General features: G+C 29.5%; 21 protein-coding genes. 2 read left to right on the top strand and 19 right to left on the bottom strand.

Annotated features, from left to right (window positions below; all coding sequences use genetic code 11):
* Positions 1-140: 140 nt before the first annotated feature.
* Positions 141-488 carry a toxin-antitoxin system YwqK family antitoxin gene (locus CHB63_RS07405; RefSeq protein WP_089377817.1) on the top strand — a complete coding sequence of 116 codons (348 nt, stop codon included), beginning with the start codon at positions 141-143 and terminating at the stop codon, positions 486-488.
* A 75-nt stretch (positions 489-563) separates the two neighbouring features.
* Here CHB63_RS07405 and CHB63_RS07400 read toward each other — a convergent pair whose 3' ends face one another.
* The 3 genes from CHB63_RS07400 to CHB63_RS07390 form a co-directional block, all read right to left on the bottom strand.
* Complete coding sequence (locus tag CHB63_RS07400; protein ID WP_089377816.1) at positions 564-2,519, bottom strand: hypothetical protein; 1,956 nt, start codon at positions 2,517-2,519, stop codon at positions 564-566.
* 215 nt (positions 2,520-2,734) lie between these two features.
* A complete protein-coding gene (locus CHB63_RS07395) occupies positions 2,735-5,470 on the bottom strand; it encodes a TonB-dependent receptor (RefSeq protein ID WP_089377815.1) in 2,736 nt (911 codons plus the stop codon).
* A gap of 99 nt (positions 5,471-5,569) precedes the next feature.
* The gene (locus CHB63_RS07390; protein ID WP_176420295.1) at positions 5,570-5,899 is read right to left on the bottom strand and encodes a carboxypeptidase-like regulatory domain-containing protein; all 330 of its coding nucleotides are present in this window, start codon (positions 5,897-5,899) and stop codon (positions 5,570-5,572) included.
* Positions 5,900-6,125: 226 nt separating this feature from the next.
* Here CHB63_RS07390 and CHB63_RS07385 point away from each other — a divergent pair, with 226 nt between their 5' ends.
* The gene (locus tag CHB63_RS07385) at positions 6,126-7,457 is read left to right on the top strand and encodes a deoxyguanosinetriphosphate triphosphohydrolase (RefSeq protein WP_089377813.1); all 1,332 of its coding nucleotides are present in this window, start codon (positions 6,126-6,128) and stop codon (positions 7,455-7,457) included.
* A 42-nt stretch (positions 7,458-7,499) separates the two neighbouring features.
* On the opposite strand, the gene CHB63_RS07380 is transcribed toward CHB63_RS07385, so the two are convergent.
* From CHB63_RS07380 to CHB63_RS07305, 16 genes are all read right to left on the bottom strand, one after another.
* Positions 7,500-8,645, bottom strand: coding sequence for an ATP-binding protein (locus CHB63_RS07380; protein ID WP_089377812.1), 1,146 nt, complete (start codon positions 8,643-8,645; stop codon positions 7,500-7,502).
* A 10-nt stretch (positions 8,646-8,655) separates the two neighbouring features.
* Complete coding sequence (locus CHB63_RS07375) at positions 8,656-9,411, bottom strand: SDR family NAD(P)-dependent oxidoreductase (protein ID WP_089377811.1); 756 nt, start codon at positions 9,409-9,411, stop codon at positions 8,656-8,658.
* A gap of 110 nt (positions 9,412-9,521) precedes the next feature.
* The gene (locus tag CHB63_RS07370) at positions 9,522-10,445 is read right to left on the bottom strand and encodes a hypothetical protein (protein WP_089377810.1); all 924 of its coding nucleotides are present in this window, start codon (positions 10,443-10,445) and stop codon (positions 9,522-9,524) included.
* A gap of 112 nt (positions 10,446-10,557) precedes the next feature.
* Complete coding sequence (locus CHB63_RS07365; RefSeq protein WP_141107284.1) at positions 10,558-11,049, bottom strand: hypothetical protein; 492 nt, start codon at positions 11,047-11,049, stop codon at positions 10,558-10,560.
* Between the two features lie 104 nt (positions 11,050-11,153).
* Positions 11,154-12,014, bottom strand: a complete 861-nt coding sequence (atpG, locus tag CHB63_RS07360; protein ID WP_089378126.1) for an ATP synthase F1 subunit gamma — start codon at positions 12,012-12,014, stop codon at positions 11,154-11,156.
* Positions 12,015-12,111: 97 nt separating this feature from the next.
* Positions 12,112-13,689, bottom strand: a complete 1,578-nt coding sequence (gene atpA / locus CHB63_RS07355) for a F0F1 ATP synthase subunit alpha (RefSeq protein WP_089377808.1) — start codon at positions 13,687-13,689, stop codon at positions 12,112-12,114.
* Between the two features lie 45 nt (positions 13,690-13,734).
* The gene (gene atpH, locus CHB63_RS07350; RefSeq protein WP_089377807.1) at positions 13,735-14,277 is read right to left on the bottom strand and encodes an ATP synthase F1 subunit delta; all 543 of its coding nucleotides are present in this window, start codon (positions 14,275-14,277) and stop codon (positions 13,735-13,737) included.
* 8 nt (positions 14,278-14,285) lie between these two features.
* Positions 14,286-14,786, bottom strand: a complete 501-nt coding sequence (locus CHB63_RS07345) for a F0F1 ATP synthase subunit B (RefSeq protein ID WP_089377806.1) — start codon at positions 14,784-14,786, stop codon at positions 14,286-14,288.
* Positions 14,787-14,870: 84 nt separating this feature from the next.
* On the bottom strand, positions 14,871-15,062 hold the full coding sequence (gene atpE, locus CHB63_RS07340) for an ATP synthase F0 subunit C (protein ID WP_166204812.1): 192 nt from the start codon (positions 15,060-15,062) through the stop codon (positions 14,871-14,873).
* 68 nt (positions 15,063-15,130) lie between these two features.
* Positions 15,131-16,264: a F0F1 ATP synthase subunit A gene (gene atpB, locus CHB63_RS07335; RefSeq protein ID WP_089377804.1), complete on the bottom strand. Its 1,134-nt coding sequence runs from the start codon at positions 16,262-16,264 to the stop codon at positions 15,131-15,133.
* Between the two features lie 122 nt (positions 16,265-16,386).
* Positions 16,387-16,767 carry a DUF6168 family protein gene (locus CHB63_RS07330; protein WP_089377803.1) on the bottom strand — a complete coding sequence of 127 codons (381 nt, stop codon included), beginning with the start codon at positions 16,765-16,767 and terminating at the stop codon, positions 16,387-16,389.
* A gap of 3 nt (positions 16,768-16,770) precedes the next feature.
* On the bottom strand, positions 16,771-16,998 hold the full coding sequence (locus CHB63_RS07325) for an AtpZ/AtpI family protein (protein ID WP_089377802.1): 228 nt from the start codon (positions 16,996-16,998) through the stop codon (positions 16,771-16,773).
* Positions 16,967-17,365 (bottom strand): bactofilin family protein, encoded by a 399-nt coding sequence (locus CHB63_RS07320; protein ID WP_089377801.1) that lies wholly within the window; start codon positions 17,363-17,365, stop codon positions 16,967-16,969. Before CHB63_RS07320 ends, CHB63_RS07325 begins: the two co-directional genes overlap by 32 nt.
* Before the next feature lie 19 nt (positions 17,366-17,384).
* Positions 17,385-19,640, bottom strand: a complete 2,256-nt coding sequence (porW, locus tag CHB63_RS07315) for a type IX secretion system periplasmic lipoprotein PorW/SprE (protein ID WP_141107283.1) — start codon at positions 19,638-19,640, stop codon at positions 17,385-17,387.
* 94 nt (positions 19,641-19,734) lie between these two features.
* Entirely contained in the window at positions 19,735-20,430 is a 696-nt protein-coding gene (locus CHB63_RS07310; protein ID WP_089377799.1) for an ABC transporter ATP-binding protein, read from the bottom strand.
* Between the two features lie 29 nt (positions 20,431-20,459).
* Entirely contained in the window at positions 20,460-21,938 is a 1,479-nt protein-coding gene (locus tag CHB63_RS07305) for a DUF5687 family protein (protein ID WP_089377798.1), read from the bottom strand.

Genomic DNA, 21,938 nt, shown 5'->3' with positions numbered 1-21,938 from the left:
ATTTATCTCATTTTCAATAAATTATATCCATTTTATAAAAACTTAATGTAAACTTAATGTTAATTAATCTTTAAAATAAGGTAAAGTATATATCTTTGAGTATATTGAAAACTGAATTTTAATTAAAAAAATATTAAACCATGAAATCACTTATAAATATAATTATACTGTTGTTTTGTGTAACAGCATTTTCTCAAGAACAAAAAGTAGAATATAAAAAAGTTGACAATAATTTAATAAAAGCAACTTATTATTTTGCTGATAATAATTTCATAATTGAAAAAGAAGGGTATTTTAATAAGGAAGAAAAATTACATGGTATGTGGGTAAGTTATAATATTGAAGGAAATAAAACTTCAATTGCAAACTATAATAACGGTAAAAAAGATGGAGTCTGGACTTTTTTTAAAGAAGATAAAATTAGTGTAATTACCTACAAAGACAATAAAATTACAAATGTTGAAGAAAAAGCAATAGTGATAAATTAAAATAAGATTAATATTCTTGTAATAAAAAAGGGACTAAAATATTAGCCCCTTTTTTGTTATAAAATGAAATTTCTTCTATAAATCAGCCCCTTTCCAAGACCAGCTAGAAATATCAACTTTAGTCCCTGTGTTATAGGTATCAGTTGTTGTAGCGTCATTACCATCAATTTGAACATTAGATAATGCACCATTATCTTTCATATCAATATTCTTTGAATATCCTTCTAAATATAAGTTGGAAATTGTTGCTCCAGATTCTTTTTTAAATTGTAATGCTGTACCATCAACAGTAGAAATTGCCGTAACATTAATAAATTTAGGGTTGTTATTTACTTTATCTCCTTCAAAAGCTGTTGAAAAACCTTCTATTGTATGAGAAATATATGTATTTGTAATGGTTCCATTCCAACCTTCAGTCCAATCTACAGCATCATCTTCATTATTTTCTAAATAAATATTGGTTAATGAGACTGTTCCTCCAAAAAATTCTACACCGTCATCAGCTCCATCAATTATCGCAACATTTTCTATAACTGTACCAGAACCTACCGCATATAATGAAACACCATTGTATTGTGATTCTGAATTAATTTGAGCACCGGTACCTTTAATTACTAAATATTTTATAGATCCAGAGTTATCAGCATCATCTATACCTCCATAAATAAATCCACCAACTTCTGCTTCTGCATCCACACCAGCAGTAGTAGTTGCTTTACCACAAATAGTTAATCCACCCCAATCTGCTGGAGCAGGATTTACAGAAGACATAACAATAGGATTATCTTCAGTACCTTGAATATCAATTTTTCCACCTTTAAGAACAGCAATATAAACATCTACACCACCTTTATCTGCAGAGATTCTGGTACCTGCTTCTATTGTTAATGTAACTCCGTTTTGTACAATATAAGAACCTGTTAATGTATAGTTTGTATCAGCTGTTAAAGTTTTATTAGACGTTAAATTTCCATTTAAAACTTCAAGAGCCACAAACTGACCATTGATAAAATTCCAATTAGAAATATCAACTTGAGAGCCTGTATTATAAGAAACATCAACTTGAGCATTTGAACCATCAATTTTTACATTAGATAAGGCTCCACCGTCTTTCATATCTATATTTTTATCATAACCGCTTAAAAATAAGTTCGTAATAGTTGCACCAGATTCTTTTTTGAATTGTAAGGCTGTACCACCAACTGTTGATATTGCAGTTAAATTATTGATTCTTGGATTTTTATTGTCTTTATCCCCTTCAACAACAGTTGAAAATCCCGCAATTGTATGAGCAACATAAGCATTATCAATTGTTCCACTCCAACCTTCTGTCCAGTCAATAGCATCATCTTCATTATTTTCTAAGTATAAATTACCAACTGAAACAGTCCCTCCAAAAAATTCAACACCATCATCGGAACCGTTTATTACGGCAACATTTTCAACAACAGTTCCAGAACCTACAGCATAAAAAGAAACTCCATTATATTGAGATTCAGAATTAATTTGAGCTCCTGTACCAATTATTACTAAGTTTTTTATAGTTCCCGAACTGTCAGCATCTTCGGTGCCCCCATAAATAAACCCACCAACTTCAGCTTCGGCATCAACGCCAGCAGTAGTGGTAGCTTTTCCACAAATAGTTAAACCTCCCCAATCTCCTGGATTACCATTTGAAGATGACATAATAACCGGGTTGTTATCTGTTCCATTAATGTTAATTTTCCCACCTTTTAATACTGCTATATAAACATCGGTACCACCATTATCGGCTTCAATTTGGGTGCCTGCAGGAATTGTAAGAGTAACCCCTTCAGGAATAATAAACGAACCTGATAATTCATAACTGGTTGAACTATTTAAGGTGAAGTTTTCTTCAAGTTGACCATTCATAATTCCAACTTTTAAGTTTTCTATCACAGAATTAGAAGGAGTTATAATTGGACTCGGATCACTATCATCACAACTAAATAACGTCAATAACGCAACTACTGCTGTTATTCCAATAAATTTAAAGCTTGTTTTTTTCATTTTGAAATAATTTATTTTGTATTTATTTTAAATTAATTTATGTGCAAATAACCTTTTTTAATAACACTAAGGCCTTAAGTAAACATTAAGTATTTATTATGAAATTCCTGCATTATTCAGGTTATGTTAAAAAAATGTTATTTCCATTTTTTATAAAATTAAAAGCCACAAATAGATAACTATTTGCAGCTTTTATAAAATTCTATTAAATTATTTTAGAAGGTGTACTTAAGTCCCAAACTTAGGTTCATTCCTTTTTTATATGAACTTATAATTTCATTTGTTTCAACTTGAGTTGATAAACTTTTTACTTTTTGAGTTTGTTCAATATTAGGATTTAAAATATTCTTACCTATAAATTTTAAAGTGAGATTTTCATTCAGTTTTTTACTTAAAACCAAATCCAGCGTTACAAAACCTTTTTCAATAATTTCATCATTATATAACACTGCGCTATTAGCAAAATCTTCCGGTGCTCCCAAAGCATAAATTTTATCTGATGAATAGTTACCTGCTAATGTTGCAATAAATTTATTCATCTGATTATTTGAATAACTTAATGCTGTGTTCAAAATAAATTCCGAAGCACCTTGTAAATCTGATTCTGTTTTTCCTTTATATTGAAATTCCTCTAAAAGATCTTGTTTAAACCACATTTTTGTAGCATTAAAATTGATATTTAAATCACTATTCTCTTTACTAATAATATTAAGTCTTGTTTCGAATTCTAATCCTACAATAGCTGCTTTTTCACCAGTATTATCATATGAAAAATTACCTGATGATCCTCTTGTTTGTGATAGGTTTATTGGGTTTTTAATTCTTTTATAGAAACTTGATATGGATATCAACTCTTTAGATGAAGGAAATAATTCCCATTTTAAATCAATATTATAATTGGTAGATTCTTTAAGGTCTGGATTCCCTTTAGTAACACGTCCTATTGGAGAAACGTATTCAAATGGTGCCAATTCTTTAAATTCTGGAAGCGTTATTGTTTTGCTACCTGCAAATCTTACAAAGTTCTTTTCATTTATTTCCAACTTTAAATTTAAACTTGGTAATACATTATTATAGTTGTTTGTTAAACTTCCAACTCTACCAACATAATTTGAAACATCCCAATTTACACCTAGTTCATCAGTCTCATATCTCACACCAATGTTACCTGAAATTTTATTAAACCCAAAATCTAAATTTGCAAAACCGGCATAGGAATTAAGATTGGCATTATAAATGTCTGGATTTCTTTCCCTTAAAATTATTGTACCATTATTAAAATACATTTTTTGAAAAGCTATTGATAAATCATCTATCGATTCTACTTGAAAACCCTTGGCTCTGACACCAATAAATAATGAATTAAAACTTCTTTCTTTTTGACGAAAATTTGCTCCAAAAATTAATTTTAATGGATTGTCACCATTTTCATTAAATGTAATTTGATCTTTCAAATACCCATTTAACTCGGTATCTTTTATCTTTTGACTAGATTTTCGTTGCTGAAAATCACCTACGTGCGCAAATTGCACCGTGTTTTCATCTAATATATTTACTTCATTTCTAATACGATTCGGTTCTTTTGCAATTACATAATTGTAACCAACAGCCCAATTCAATTCATTATTTTCAGTAACATTATGATTCCCTAAAACCTGATTCACAAACATTCTTGTTTGCTTTAGGTTTTGGTCTCTAACAAAAGCCCCATATTCTGAAGGATCTTGATCAAAAACATAGCCTTCTCCATTTCTACCTTGTTCGTATAAATTGTCAATAGTTTTATTTACTACCAAACTATTATAACTTATTTTATTACTTTCATTTAGTTTGTAAGCTATATTTAATAGTGCTGTAGTGTTAATTTTTGAACTAAATGTTTCAGCATCAGAAAAGGAATTATCTAATACATTAGATCTGTATTTTTTAAAAATTCCTTTTTCATGACTAAATGAATTATCATGAGAGGCTGTTGCAAAAACTGATAAGTCCTTGCCAAATAATTCAACCTTTTTTCCTCCTGTTAATGAAACTCCAAAATTTAACGGAGTACTTCTTGTTTCCCTATTCCAACTCTGTAAAGTAATGGCATCAACTAGAGCATATTGTTTTGAATAAAACCCTAAACTAACATCATTCATGTTTTGTGTTACTCTAAAGTTATTAAAAACACTCTCTTTAATTACATTGGTATTAGTACCTCCACTAATATCAATGGAAAATTTACCGCCGTTATATTCTTTTGTAGTTATATCAACACTTCCAGATGCCTGATCTGCATAATTTTCTGTGGTATACGTTTTACTTATTCCAACATTTTGAATAATATCAGTAGAGAATAAATTTAAATCGATGTTTTTCTTTTCCACATCATCTGAAGGTATCGGCAAACCATTCATTGTTGTAGTTAAATATCTATCCCCCAAACCTCGAATGTAGATATCTCCAGAACCTTCATTTTTAGTTACACCCGAAATTTTTGAAGTTGCAGCGGCAGCATTAGAAACACCCGTTCTTGCCAATCTTTCAGCTCCAATACTTTCTTTAATAACAGTAGCCTTTTTTTGCTCAGTTAAAAGTGCACTTTCAGATTCTTTTTTGGTTGAACCTGTAATTTGAATTTCACTTAAAGAAACTCCCTGACTTGCACTTAAAATTTGATCTAATTTTGTTGTTTCACCTTCACTAACAACTACATTTGGTATTTCAACCGTTTGATAACCTATAAAGCTAAATACAACAGTATAAGTTCCTTGTTCAACTTGAAAAGTATAATTCCCTTCGAATTCAGTAGTTGTTCCTATTGAAGTTCCTTTAATAAATACATTTGCAAAAGGTAGTGGTGAGTTATCAACTTCTTTATCCAAAACAAGTCCCGAAATAGTTCCTTTTTCCTGAGCGAATACAACAACATTAATAAGTATAATAATTACAGTAATAAATTTCTTCATTTTTAGTTTTAATTTCTTGCGCAAAGGAATAGCAACTAAGTAAATGAAAGGTTAATGAGTAGTTATTTAATAGTAATAATACCGTTAAATTAATGTTACTTATTTTGCTTTGGAAATAAGGTTACCCTCAGAAATAGAAGTCTTAGGTTTTAATGCATTCAAAACTTGATATAATTTTAATGAACTATTTGATGAAATTTTCACATTGTTTATTTCAATCGAATTATATCCAATAAAACTAAATTTTAATGAATATTTTCCTGGTTTAAGCTTTAATCTAAACGAACCATCAACATCAGTTGTAGCAGTTGTATTTGTTTCTTTAACAAGTACTTGAGCAAAAATCAATGGCTCGTTTTCATTTTCACCATCAAATACAACTCCTTCTATATTTCCTTTTTTATTAAAATCAGTAGTTAAGGAACTCATTTTTAATGATTGTCCAAAATTCTGAGTGATTATTAAAAGAAAAAAGGTAACAATTAAAACCCTCATTATATTTGTAATTATTTGTACGTAAATAAACTATTTGATTGTTAATTAATTGTTATGTAACGTTTATTTAATCATATTTTAAATGTTAAGTTTCAGCAATAAAGGAATCAAAAAATATATAAATTATTACCTATATTGCATCAAATTATAAAAAGGAAATATGAATTGGAATCAATTGTTATCTCTAAAGAGATCTGGTGATACACAAAAGAGATTACGAAATAAACAAGATGAAACTCGCTTAGGTTTTGAAGTAGATTATGATCGTATAATTTTTTCTGATTCGTTTAGAAGTTTACAAGATAAAACTCAGGTTGTTCCATTATCAAAAACCGATTTTGTTCATACGCGATTAACACACAGTTTAGAAGTTAGTGTGGTTGCGCGTTCTTTGGGTAGGATAGTTGGAGAACAGGTTCTAAAAAAACACGCTGAATTAACTGAGAAAGGATATACAATGAATGATTTTGGGGCAATTGTTGCAACTGCTGCATTGGCTCATGATATTGGAAATCCACCATTTGGACATAGTGGTGAAAAGGCTATTGGAGAATATTTTATAAATGGTAAAGGAAAAAAATTTAAAGACGAACTAACGGATAAAGAATGGCAAGATTTAATTGATTTTGAAGGAAATGCAAACGGATTTAGAATTTTAACTGAAAGCAAAGAAGGGGTTGAAGGTGGTTTACGTTTATCTTATGCAACTTTAGGGGCTTTTTTAAAATATCCTAAAGAATCTTTACCTAAAAAACCTACACCACATATTGCTGATAAAAAATATGGAATTTTTCAATCTGAAATATCCTTTTTTAATGAAGTTGCTTCTGAATTGGGTTTAATTCCAACAGGTAGCAATGAAAATGTTGCTTTTAAAAGACATCCTTTAGCATATTTAGTTGAGGCCGCAGATGATATTTGTTATACAATTATAGATTTTGAAGATGGAATTAATTTAGGTTTAATTGAAGAAGAATTTGCGCTAGAATATTTAATTAAGTTAGTAAAAGACACTATTGACTCTAAAAAATACCATCAGTTAAAATTTAAAAAGGATCGTTTAAGTTATTTAAGAGCTTTAGCTATTGGAACTCTTATTAACGAAGCTACCCGAGTATTTTTAACCAATGAAGAAGCAATATTAAAGGGAGATTTTCCTCATTCACTTTTAGAAAAATGCAATTATGAAGCTCAAATAAATGATATTATTAAGCTAAGTGTTGAAAAAATTTACAGAAGTCGTGAAGTAATAGAAAAAGAGCTTGTTGGTTATTCAATTATTGCAAAATTGTTAGATGTGTTTTTAACAGCTTCCAATAACAAATTTGAAAATACATTATCTAATTATGATAAATTAATAATTAATTTATTACCTGAAAGTATCCAAAAACCAAAAGACACATTATATTTAAGACTTTTGACTATTTGTGGTTTTGTTGCTAGTTTAACGGATGGTTTTGCGTATCAATTATATAACAAAATAAATGGTTAATATTAATTTAACCAGCGTTCAAGAAAGTGAATAATTAGTAATTTAATCGTTTTGATGATTTATTTTACGTAAAATTCGAACAGCTTCTTTATATTTAATATAGCTAGTTTTATCATCTAAAATTTTTAAGTAATTTTTAGATTCTTTTAGTTTTGACAAAGCATTAGGAATCTCATTCAATGCACAAATCAAATAATTTGTAGGCAACTCTAATAAATCAATTTGCTCAGTTTCAGATAACGGTAACTTCTTTATCAACTTATTTAAAATTGTATTACAATTATTAAAAATATGGTGTAATTCCATCTTATTAAACTGGGGTGGTTGAAAAAGTAATTCAGTTACAATATCGTGTTTTCCGTTGTCTTTAAAATGAATAACCGTTTTTTCTAGTGGATAATAATCAAATTCATCTTTAATTCTTAAATAAACATATTCAGTTATTATAAACGACCTATGATTGTGTTCAATTTTAACTTCATCCAAAGCAGAATAAAATAAACGTACTTGTTCATTCACCAATTCAATGTCAACTCTTGAATAAAATACCTTATCCTCAACTACTTTTTTTTGACCAGCCCAACACAATACAAATTGCTCATTAAAAACTTTATACCTTGGGTTATATTCATCTTTATGTCTGTTAATAAAATCAAAAACACCATCTAAAGTCAATTGAATATTATTACTAGCATTTTTTTCAATGGCAGTTACTATTTCTCTATTGGTATTTTTTAATTCAAATTTTCCCAAGGTAGACATTGAGTTGCTTCCTCTCCTAAAAAAAACGCGTCCTCTTACATATTTCCAAATTTGTTTTTTAAGGGATGTTACTTTATTAATAGGGCTTATGGTAACTAAACCTACTACTTTATATCGCGGTAATCTAGGAAATGGAATATTTTCATATTGAATTTTAGGTGGATTTTCTAAATAAGAATTTACCAAATTTTGAATTTTACTGTCATCAAAAAAATCAACCCCTTCAATAGTATTTAATTCATCTTCTACTCCAATTACTATGTATGAATTGTTTTCTGGATTTGAATTTGATAGCGCGCAAACATGCTTTAAAAACTTAGCTTTCCCCTCTTTATTGTCTAATGAAATTTTTCTCTTTTTATCGTAAAAACTATTTTCATCGTTTTGGGCGAGTAAATTTTTTATTAAAAGACGTTTGTTGATCATTTTAAAACTCTTATTCTTTGTTTAAAATAGTAGCACTGGCCTGGGCAGTTGGATAAACAATTAAATCTTCAATATTAACATGTGATGGCCTTGTAACAACAAAATGAATAATTTCTGCTATATCAACAGCTTGAAGCGCTTTAAAGCCTTTATAAACATTTTTTGCCTTTTCTATATCTCCTTTAAAACGAACTTCAGAAAATTCAGTTTCAACTGCTCCAGGGTGAATTGCTGAAACCCTTATATTATGCTTATTTAAATCTATCCGCATTGCTTTATTTAACGCATTTACAGCGTGTTTAGAAGCGCAATACACATTTCCATTAGGATATACTTCTTTTCCTGCAATTGAGCCTATATTCACTACAAAACCATCGTTTCTTTTAACCATTTGAGGAAGAATTGCTTTTGATACATATAACAAGCCTTTTACATTGATATCAATCATCGCATCCCAATCATCCATACTTCCATCTTGTATGCTACTTAATCCATGTGCATTACCTGCATTATTTATTAAAATATCTATTTTCTGAAATTCTTTTGGCAACGATTTTACCGCATTATAAATGGCTTCTTTATCTCTAACATCAAATTGTAACGTAGTTACTTTTGTTAGCTTACTTAGTTCCGTTTTTAATTCTGACAATCTTTCACCTCTTCTGCCACAAAGAATTAATTGAATGTTATTTTTTGCGAAAATTTCCGCAGTTGCTTTTCCAATACCTGACGTTGCGCCAGTAATAAATGCTGTTTTTTGGTTCATTTTACATTTTTTTACAATGATATAAAGATACAAAAAAACCGCTCCTCTTCAGGAGCGGCCTAATAATTGGCTATTAAATAATAGCCAATCAAAAATCAACTAACCAAACTTTATTTTAAATTTCTTCTAACTTTCGTTTCTCTATTTACTTTAGTTCGTTTTCTTCCATCATTCCTTACACTTCCTTTAGCCGAACTTGTTTTTAAATACTGAATGTATCCTTTTCCTTTAAATTCATACGTTGTTCCAGAATCTATGTGATACAAACTAATTTCACTATCATTTATAACGGTCAACTCAAACTCTTCATTGCCCCAAGAATCATAATCTAATGTTAAAATTTTAAGATTGTCATATCCTTGCACATTTGCTACCGTATAATCTCCTACATAATCCCAATATAGATTTGCAATATTTGTGCCAATTTCATCTTGTGAAGAATAAAATGTTGTTAAATTTTCTGGAGTGAAACTTAAAAAGTTCTCATTATCAAATTCATTTAAAGCACCTACTTGACTTGTAAATGTTTTTTCCCAGGCATTATATTCTTGTAAAAAATATTCAATATTGTCGTAAAATATTTGATCGTAATCGAAATTATATTTTTGGTACCCTTCTAAGTAATAGGTTACATTATTATAATTATCTTTTAGTTTTATTCTATCATTTGATATTTGAATTACATCAAAATCATAATAACCATCTAAATTATGGTCAATTTCTAAATAACCTTCAAAAGTATTGTAATAACCTATTTGAATTCCATATCCATTTCCTGCTGTCCCTATCCCAACTAAATTATTGTTAGCAAATATTTTTCCATTAATAAATGAAATTGTAAAAGCTTTTGATAAAAATGGTACATCTCCATTACCAGATGTTTTGTTATAATCTATGTACCATAAATCGTAAGATGTTACTACATCTTCAAGCGTTTCGTAATAAGGCTCATCATAATCATCAATTATTACACTACAAGAAGAAATTGAAATTCCTATAACAAGTGTTGCGAAAAGTAATTTTAAAGTCTTCATAATTTTTTGTTTTTTGGGTTATATTATAGAAATTTCAATTTCCGTGCCAAAAGATAAAATTACAACATCTTTAAATTTAATAGTTTGGTTTTTAACTAGTTAATCTACTTGTTTAATTGTTAATTGAGGGTGGTTTTGATTCTATAATATTTTCCACTTTATAAAACACCCTTTTATTTTTATAAGAATATGAAACCACAGCTTCGTTCTTTTTTAATTGAAAAGGTATTTTTACAGAAACATCAGGTGCTTCATTACCATATTCCTTTTTTGGGTCTATATCTAATCTAAACTCTTTCTTTTTCTCAAGTATAAAAGTTCCAACATATAGATTTTTAGAAGAACTTTTATCTTTTTTAAGTTTGACTTTCATATTTCTAAAAAATATGGTGTCTAATGCTATTTGAGTATTATCAATAACTAAATTAACTTTAATGCCTTTAACATCGGGCTGACCTCCAACCCATGAGTGGTATGTCGCTTCAATTATTTTAAATGGAGGTTTCGTTTGTAATTCTTTTTCGCCATTAATTTTATTGGATCCATAACAAGAAAATGCTAAAGGAAAAATACCTAAAGCTAAAACGTATATTAGTTTTTTCATTTCATATATTTTTTTATATAAGTTAGCAAAATACATGCCAAATTGCAAAAAAAGAGCTTATCAAAATTGATAAGCTCTTTTTAATATTTTAAAAATATTTTTTTCTAATTGTTCAATGCTTCCGCACCACCAACAATCTCCAGGATCTCATTTGTAATTGCAGCCTGACGTGCTTTATTGTAAGTTAACAATAAATCGTCACGTAAATCAGTTGCATTATCAGTAGCTTTATGCATTGCTGTCATACGTGCTCCATGTTCTGATGCAAATGAATCTCTAATCCCTTTATATAATTGTGTTTTTAATGATTTAGGAATCAACTCTAACACAATTTCAGGTTTAGATGGCTCAAAAATATAGTCTGTATTAACATTTACAGTTCCTTCAATTGGTGCAATTGGTAAAAACTGCTCAATTGTTGTTATTTGGGTGGCAGCATTTTTAAATCGATTATAAACTAATTCAATTTTATCATACTTTCCTTCAGCAAAAAGACTCATTATCTTTTCTGCAATTAAGGCCACATTATTAAATGTTAAATCATCATAAATATCATTGTGATTTTCAATAACTTTAAAGGTTTTAGATAAAAGGTCGTTTCCTTTTTTACCAATAGTTAATAAATCAACTTGTTTTCCTGCATAATTATCTTTAACATATTGAACAGTTCCTTTAATTACAGATGAATTAAAACCTCCGCACAAACCTCTATTTGATGTAATAACAACAATTAAAACATTAGAAACTTCTCTTTGTTTAGAATAAGTTCCTCCTACATCACCATCTAAAGTTGAACTTAAACTTTGTAAAAGTTCAGTCAACTTATCAGAATATGGACGCATTTGAGTAATTGCATCTTGTGCTTTTTTCAACTTTGCAGCGGACACCATTTTCATGGCACTGGTAATTTGCATTGTTGATCCAATGGATGCTATTCTGTTACGTATTTCTTTTAAGTTTGCCATTTTAATTTTATTTGTCAATCCGCACTTGATGCGGAATCTTTATAAATGAACTTTAAATCATGAAATTCCCGCTTTCGCGGGAATAACAATTTATGATTTATGCGTATTTAGCTGAAACTTCTTTTGCTGCACTAGTTAAAGTATCAATAACCTCATCAGTTAATTTACCAGCTTTTAAAGTATCTAATATATCTCTGTGTTTTGCATTCAAATATTGAATGAAATCAGATTCAAATTCTTTTACTTTTTCAACAGGAACCGCTCTTAATAAGTTTTTAGAACCTGCATAAATAATAGCAATTTGGTCTTCAACTTTAAATGGATCCGCTTGATTTTGCTTTAAAATTTCAACGTTACGTTTTCCTTTTTCAATTACATTCATTGTAGCTGCATCTAAATCAGAACCAAACTTAGCGAAAGCTTCAAGCTCACGGTATTGTGCTTGATCTAATTTTAAAGTACCTGCTACTTTTTTCATTGATTTAATTTGTGCATTACCACCTACACGAGATACTGAAATACCCACGTTAATAGCTGGACGTACACCTGAGTTGAATAAATCTCCATCTAAGAAAATTTGTCCATCAGTAATTGAAATCACGTTTGTTGGAATATATGCAGATACGTCACCTGCCTGAGTTTCAATAATTGGTAAAGCTGTTAACGAACCTCCTCCTTTAATTTTTCCTTGTAAGGAATCAGGAACATCATTCATTTGAGATGCAATTTTATCATCATTAATTACTTTTGCAGCACGTTCTAATAAACGAGAGTGTAAGTAAAAAACATCTCCAGGATATGCCTCACGTCCTGGTGGACGACGTAATAATAATGAAATCTCACGGTAAGCAACAGCTTGTTTAGATAAATCATCATAAACAATTAAAGCTGGTCTACCTGTATCTCTAAAATACTCTCCAATTGCAGCACCTCCCATTGGAGCATAAACTTGCATTGCAGCAGGATCAGATGCGTTGGCAGCAACTATTGTTGTGTACGCCATTGCCCCTTTTTCTTCTAATAAATTTGCAATTCCAGCAACCGTAGATGCTTTTTGACCAATTGCAACATATATACAATATACTGGTTCACCAGCATCGTAAAATTCTTTTTGATTGATAATAGTATCAATAGCAACTGTAGATTTACCTGTTTGACGGTCACCAATAATAAGTTCACGTTGCCCTCTACCAACTGGAATCATAGCATCAACTGCTTTAACACCTGTTTGTAATGGTTCGGTAACTGGTTCACGGTAAATAACACCCGGAGCTTTTCGCTCTAATGGCATTTCAAAAGTTTCTCCTTGAATTGGACCTTTACCATCAATTGGGAAACCTAATGTGTTTACAACACGACCAACAATTCCTTCACCAACTTGTAATGAAGCAATTCTTTCGGTACGTTTTACAGTAGAACCTTCTTTAATAGATTTTGAATGACCTAATAAAACAACTCCAACATTGTCTTCTTCTAAGTTCAATACAATTCCTTCTAATCCATCTTCAAACTCAACTAACTCACCATATTGTACATTTGCCAAACCATATACACGTGCAATACCATCACCCACTTGTAATACTGTTCCAACTTCGTCCAATGAAGCTGAAGCCTCAAATCCTGCTAATTGTTGTTTTAAAATCGCTGATACTTCAGCTGGTTTTATTGATGCCATTTTATTTATTTTTTAAAACTAAAATCTTTATTATTAATTTGAAATCTAATTTTCGCTTTCAAACTGTCTTTTTAATACTTGTAATTTATTTGAAATACTTGCATCGTACTGAACATCTCCAATGCGAAGAATAAACCCACCTATAATATCAGGATTTATTATGTTTTCAATTGTTGCTTCTTTTCCTGTAATTTCTTTTACTTTAGCTAAAACTTGTTTATTTAAAGCTTCCGTTAGCGGAACTGCTGAAGTTACTTTAGCTACTTCAATTCCTTTTAACTTATCAAAAATAACTGTGTATGCTTTTGCAACATCACTTAATATTGGCAATCTTTTATTATCAACTAAAAGATCTAATAAACCAATTGATAAGCTCGAGATTTTATTAGAAAAAACTTCTTTTAAAGCTGCTCTTTTTATATCAGTTTTTAAAACTGGACTACTTAACAATAATTGTAAATCTTTACTCTCATCAATAGTTTCTGCAACCAACAACATATCACTATTCACTTCAACTTCTTTATTTTGTTCAAGTGCAAAATTTAATACTGCCTTTGCATACCTTACTGCCGCTCTAGATCCGCTCATAATTATTATTAACTAATAGTTACTTCTTTTAATAGTTCTTCAACAAGTTTAATTTGCTTGTTTTTATCCGCTAATTCACCTCTTACAACTTTCTCTGCAATACCAACTGATAATTCTGCAACTTGATTTTTTAGATCTGTAATTGCAGCTTGTTTTTCAGCTTGAATTGTAGCTTGTGCTTGTTCAACCACTTTATTAGCTTGAGCCTGAGCTTCACCTTTTGCTTCAGAAATAATATTTTCTTTCATTTCACGTGCTTCTTTTAAAAGACTATCACGCTGTGCACGTGCTTCTTTTAAAATACGCTCATTGTCTGCGTTCAAGTTTTGCATTTCTTTACGAGCCGCTTCTGCAGATGCTAATGCATCTTTAATACCTTCCTCACGCTCATTAACGGCGTTTAAGATTGGCTTCCAAGCAAACTTTCTTAATAATAAAAGAAGGCAAATAAACAAAACTGATTGCCAAAAGAACAATCCTAGTGAAAACTCATTTAATAATTTTTCCATTCTATATTTTTATAATTTTATTCAGTATATTTTAAATAACTAACAACTATAACCAACCGCTATAGTTGTTAGTATTTGTAAGAATTAAACTGCGAATAATGCAGCAAATCCAATACCTTCAATAAGCGCCGCTGCAATCAACATCGCTGTTTGGATTTTTCCATAAGCTTCAGGTTGACGGGCGATTGCGTCCATTGCTGAACCACCAATTCTACCAATACCGATACCTACACCGATAACTACTAAACCTGCTCCTACCATTACTGGGATTTCCATAATATATATAATTAAAAATTAAACATTCAATTTAAACCCTTTGCTTTTTGCTAAGGTTGTTACTCAATTTAATGAGCTGGTGATTCTTCGTGGTGTTCGTGTTCTTCTGAAGCAAAACCAAAATACAAAGCAGATAACATTGTGAAAATATATGCTTGTAATAAGGCAACTAATACTTCAATTAAAGAAATTGCAAAAGCCAACCCAAATGACATTGGACTACCTAACCAACTCTTAAAGAAAAACATTAAACCAATTAAACTTCCCAATACAATATGTCCTGCTTGCATATTTGCATACAAACGTATCAATAATGAAAAGGGTTTGATAACAATTCCTAATAATTCTATTGGAATTAAAATAATGTATAAAGGGATTTTACCAAACCAAGGCAAGGTATCACCTAAAGGATCAAAAATATGTTTCCAATAATCTTTTGTTCCTGTAAAATTTGTAATTAAAAACGTTAGTAAAGCTAATGCAACGGTTACTGCAATATTTCCTGTTACGTTTACACCAAATGGTGTTAATCCAAACATGTTTAAAAACCATATAAAGAAAAATATAGTTAATAAATATGGCATATATTTTTTGTATTTCTTTTCTCCAATATTTGGAATTGCAATATCATCTCGAATATACAATACAATTGGCTCAAATAATCTTCCAAATCCTTTTGAGATTCCACCATTTTTAACATAAGATTTTGCTAAGCTGGTAAATAACCAAAACATTAATATACATGTTAGTAAAATCATAAACGCTCCTTTAGTGAAAGAAAAATCTAAAGGCTTCTCGTTTGTTGCATGGTGATGCTCATCATATTCAATTGTACCAGCTGCGTCCGTTTTATATATTTTGTTGTGATCTAATTTATAGAAGTTTCCATTATTTTCGGCAACAGTTTCTCCATGATGAAATTTCGATGAAGAAAAAACTTGCAAACCACCATCTATTAAAATAATTGGTAGAGGAAATCCAACATGTGCAGTTTCTCCATTGTCCTTTTCGTAGGAAAACAAATTGAAACTGTATGAATCTAAAAGGTGATGCTTAATGTATTCTTTACGCTCAAGTTTTTCAGTGTCTTGTGTACTTAGTTTTGTTTCTTCAACATGAGCTTCTTCGTGTTGTGCGTTTGCTGAAAAAGCAATTACAAATAACAACAAAGTGAGCGTTTTAACTAGATTTTTTCGATACATATTAATTAGCTAATAGTAGTTGCTTAAAATTAGCTGCAAAGGTATGTTTTTAAATTAAAAATCAAAAATAAATTATCCTTTGTTTTTATTCAGTATAAATAAGAATAAAAAGAGCTGAAATTCTAGTCCCTAAGAAGTCTCATAACTCCTAATGTTTCTATTAAAAGACAAACAGCATAAGGAACGAAAAAAGAAGCAAATTCTAGTTTATCTGTAGTTCCATCTTCTTTAAAAACAGGTAAGAAAAAAAGAAAGAAAACAAAAAACTTAAGAAAACTTCCACCCATAAATAGAAATCCGATTTGATTTTTAAATTTATTTCTTAATAAAAACAGTCCAGTAAAAATTATAAGAGCTAAAATAATATTTACAATATAGGATGCAATAATTTTATTTTCGAATAGAGGCAAGTCTGCAACATTAAGTAATAAAAGGTGTAGTGCAAAAGCTAAACCTACAAATAAAAAAAGAGCGATTACAAATTGTTTAAAAATTTGATTCATAAATTATTTACTATCATTTATATTTTTTAATTGTCGCAATACATTCCAAATTGAAACACCTAACCCTAATAATAGTAGTAGCAGCGTACAAATCTTTTTTTCGTTTTGAAAATAATTGTCTAATTTTTTACCTAAATAGGCTGCCAAATACATAGTAGCGCCCATTTGAAATCCAATTCCAGTTAAATGAATGTATTTATTAAGCTGTTTTTTCTTTGGTGTTTTGTTCATTTTTCAATTCCTTAACCGAACCTTTCATAGAGCAAGTTGCATTAAATTCTGCACCTGGCTCTACAGATAATTTGCTTATAACAACATTTCCAGCTATTTTTGCAGTTGATTTTAAGGTTAATAGACTATTTACAAGTAATTCTCCTGAAAATTTCCCTTCAATATCCGCATTACTACAATCAACTTTTCCACTTACATTACCAGAACTACCAATTACAACTCTACCACTTGTTTTTATAGTCCCTTCAACTTTACCATCAATTCTAAAATCTCCTTCAGAAATAACGTCTCCTACTATTGAGGTGTTTTTTCCAATTATATTTCGTTCTAAAACTTGTGGTTGTTTGTCTTTTTTTTCTGAAAACATGATTACTATACTTTTAGGGTTAGGGTTCTATTTTTGTTTTTATGGTATCTATTACTTCTAATGCTTTTTTACCTTCTTCAGTATTTGGGTAATTTGTAGCTACAAAGTCCAAAGCAGTTTTAAAAGCTTCTAAACCTTCTTTTTTACCAATTGTATACGCTTTTAATAATTCAAACTTTGGAACAATTGACTGACCTTCAAACTTGCTTATTGCTAAATTGGCTTTTTCAATAACACTGTCAAATTTATTATCCTTATACTCATAAAAAACTAAGGCATATTCACTTTCTGGGGAATTTGTTTTATCCTCGTTCTGAACTGCATCAGGATTTAATAGAATTTTAGCATACAAAGAATCAGGGAAATTAGAAACTATATCTTTCTTTAATTCATCTGCTTTTGTATTATTTTGACTGAAATATATTTTATATAAATGATATTTTGCCGGAACCTCCAAATTTTCATCTGGATTAAAAGAAAGTAGGTTTTCTAATTTATCAATTGCTAAAACTGGTTCTTTAAATTGCTCTTTATAAATTACACCTAATTTATAATAAGCGTTGTTACGTTCTTGTTTAATGCTATCAATTTTAGATAAATCACTAGGAATATTCTCTAAATAATATGCAAGGTCATACTTTTTAGAATCGTCAATTTTTTTAGTGGTTTGAACAATGTCTAACTCATTTCCTTGGAAATTAATTTGAGTTTTATCACTTAATCTCCAATTTTCTTCTAACGGTCTGTTACCCCAAACTTTTTTAAACTCTTGCTCTCCAAATCCCAGTGTTTGTGAATTGTAAAAATACCATTTACCTGTACCTTTTTCTCCCTTTTTACTGGCATCACTTAAAAATCCACTTCCTGAAGTTAATAATACCTGCTGCTTTTCATCTTCTGCCTTTAATTTTTCTATGTAGGTAGTAAAAAAGTCTGATTGTTCCTCTTTACTCATTGCAACAATATCTAAAATACTATCGTTGTTTTTTGCAATATTTTCATATAAAATAACATCATTTAAGTTATTTCTTTTTCTTGCCAAACGTCTAATTCGTTTAGAATTTTCATCTTTTGTAATTCCTAAAATACTATCGTAATAAGCTCCAGCTACAGCAAATTTTGCTTTATCAAAATAATAATTTCCAGCTGCTTCATAAGAAAGTTCTTTTTGAATATTATTTATATCACTAGCAAGTAAAGAGTTTTTAAAATATTCTATTGCGCCTTCAGAATTAATAGTGTTTTCAATAATTCCTGCTTGATAATAAATTTCATCTAAAAATGGTTTATTATCTCTGTTTTTAATCATTTTTTTAAGCACTTCTAAAAAATAAGCTAAACGCTGTTTAGTATTTGCGTTTTTAGCCAATTCTAACTGAGCTCTTACACTATATTTTTTTGGCGCTTTTTTCAATTTTGCCAAAGTATTAAATGCAATATTAGAAGAATCTATATTGTTTTGTTCTTTATAAAGCTGACCTATAATAAATAAATTTCTTGCTGTTTGTTCAACATTATTTGTTGTTAAAACTAACTTTTCAACATTTGATTTTTTCTTGGTTATCATAGCTTTCGCTATCGTTCTATTTTTATTTATAATTAAAACCGATTTATTTAAATGATATAAAGCCTTGGTGACACTATCTAAACCAACATAAGCCATTGCCAATGCCGAATTTGCATCTTCAATTATGTGGTCTTTTAGAGATTCGTCTTTTAATAAGGATTGTAGATTTTCAATCGCTTGTTCTTCGTTTCTTAAGCGAACTAGTGTTTTTGCTTGCCAAACTTTTGTTTCATTAATTAAGTTTGCTCTTGGATAATTACTAATAACATAATTAAAAGCTTCTAACGCAGGAACAAATCTTTTAGAATAATACCGAGCTTTACCTAATAACAAATAAGCATCATCTATTTGTTTATTACGTTCTTGCCTTGCAATAAGCATCGAATGTTTTTGAACTGCTTTTACTGCTTTTTCTTCGGCTCTTTCAAATTCTTTTGGAGAAGCATCAGTTTCTGCAGCCATTCCTGGTAATGCCAAAACATCAACTTTTAGGGGCTCTACAGGTAAACGTTCCCAAAAATTATCTTCATAATTGGCATTTAATTGCTCTAAACCAATTCTTAAAGCTTCGTGACCGTTATAAAGTATGTTATATTTGGTATTAATAGAATGGAAATTCCTATTTAAAAAGGCATCTTTTTTTGTTGAACAACCAACAATAAGAAGCATCGCTAAAAAACTTACAAATATTTTAAAAATTTTGTTCAATAGAGTTTTATTTTTACCTACCTCTTAACTTAGTATTTAACGTAATTATTGCAAAAGGATTGTAAAAATACAAAATTATGTGTATTTAACTTACTTACACCGAAAAATAGGCTTCCAACTCTTTTAAAGTTTCTTCAGATGTTTTAATATCTTTTACAATATTTCCTTTATCCAATACAACAATTCGCTCACAAACTTCAGTAACGTGACCTAAATCGTGGCTAGAAATTAAAATAGTTGCTTTGCTGTTTTTTGTTAGATCTCTCAACAATTTTTTAAGTCTAATTTGTGTTGTAGGGTCTAAATTTGCAAATGGCTCATCTAAAACTATCACTTCAGGGTTTCCAATTAAAGCAGCAACAATTCCAGCTTTTTTCTGATTTCCTTTTGATAAATCTCTCAAGTATTTTTTTCCTCCTAAAATTTCATCATTAAAAATCTCGGTGAATTGAGCTAAAAAAGTGTCGATATCTGCTTTGTTCATTCCACGTAATTCGCCAATAAAATAGAAATATTCTTCAGGAGTCAAATAACCAATTAAAAAACTTTCATCAATAAAAGCAGCTGTAAAAGGCTTCCAGTCTTCACTTTTGTTTACTTGTATTTCGTTATTAAAAACATTTCCTGTTGTTGGTTTTATTAAATCTAATAATAAATTAAAATAAGTGGTTTTACCAGCTCCATTATTACCAACCAAACCAAATGCTTGTCCTTTTGGTATTTCCAATGATTCTATGTTTAAAACTATGTTTTCTCCGTATTTTTTTGATAATTCAGTTGCTATAATCATTTTTATTATTTTTAAATGAAATAATTTAGTTAGTTGTTTTGCTCAAAAGCACTTATCATTTTATATTTTGAACTATGGTATTTTTTCACGATACTACTCATTATTTTTTGATGGAAAACAATTCCAATTACGCCCAATATTATTAAAGTTGCTACTGCAGCTTCAAAACCAATGGTGAAATATGGTATTAAGAAAATTCCAACAGGAATAAATAATAAAGGAAATCCAACCAGCCACTGCACTGCACCAGTACCTTGATAGTTAAATGCAGCTCTTTGAGTTAAATCTATTTTTTTTCTATTAAAAGAACCAGCATACAGCAATATATATACATTTATTCCAAGATTATAAATTAGTGCTGCAAAGTGAACTGCTAGTATTTTCCATCCAAAATACACATATGGAATACTTAAAACAAACATGATAATACTTACCATTATCATTAATGTATATTTAGAATTAAGGTATTCTTTATATTTAATATTCTGACTCATTAACAACTTATAATAACCACTATCCCAAGCCGGAATAAATTGCCCAAAATTGATCATGAAAATTCCTGTAACAAAAACTCCAACAAAAACATAAAGCCATTCTAAATCGCTATACATAGGATTTGGGTAAAAGAATAAACCATATAACAAACCAATTGCTAAAATAAATATGGAGGATCGCGGTCTTTTATTTCTCCACAATAATTTTAAATCTAATTGTAAAAATGGGGCAATAGAACCAAATTTTTTGGTCCATTCTAAATTTGAAGTATTGGCTATTTCAGTTTTGGCTTTTAATGACGAGTCTATATATAATTTTTGCTTTAAAATTGAAAAATTAGCGAGATACACACCTATTAAAACAAGGATAGGAACTGTTACTAAAAACGGATTTTCTGTAATAGCATTCATTGCGGAAGCTACTAATTTTGAAAATGATACAATTTCAAAATAATTTAATGCAAACAAAGCTGTTGCAATCACAATTATTGGAAGAAAACTTAATTCAGTTTCGGCAGATTTACTTTCAATTATAAAATTTACAAAGTTAATTATTAGCGAAAACACCACCATTGTTAGCATCCAAATTAACGCTGTAGTTAAGCTGTAATCTTCAAAAATTAATACGACCCCAAAAGGTATCACTGCAAATAGTGGAAGAAAGTTAAAAAATGAAAGTGCAGATTTTTGCAGTACATAATTCACTATTTTACTTCGTTTTAAAGGTAAAACCAAAAATGGTTTAACATTCATAACCGGAAGTTTTTGCAAAAAGAATCGCATTACTAAATCGGCTAAAAACCAATAAAATAAAAATCCATTAACTATAATTAAAGGATCAGATTCTGGATACTCCTTTTTTAATAATGGGTATATAGCTACACCTAAAACTAAAAAAGATAAAATCATATACAAGGCAAAAAAACCAAGAAGAATATTCAGTGCAATACTCTTTTGCCAATACGATGAACGAAAAAATTGTTTCCATTCAAAATTTAAAAAGTGTTTAATCAT

Source organism: Lutibacter flavus, from assembly GCF_900188355.1.
Lineage (GTDB): Bacteria > Bacteroidota > Bacteroidia > Flavobacteriales > Flavobacteriaceae > Lutibacter > Lutibacter flavus.
This window is presented reverse-complemented; position numbering and strand designations above follow the sequence as displayed.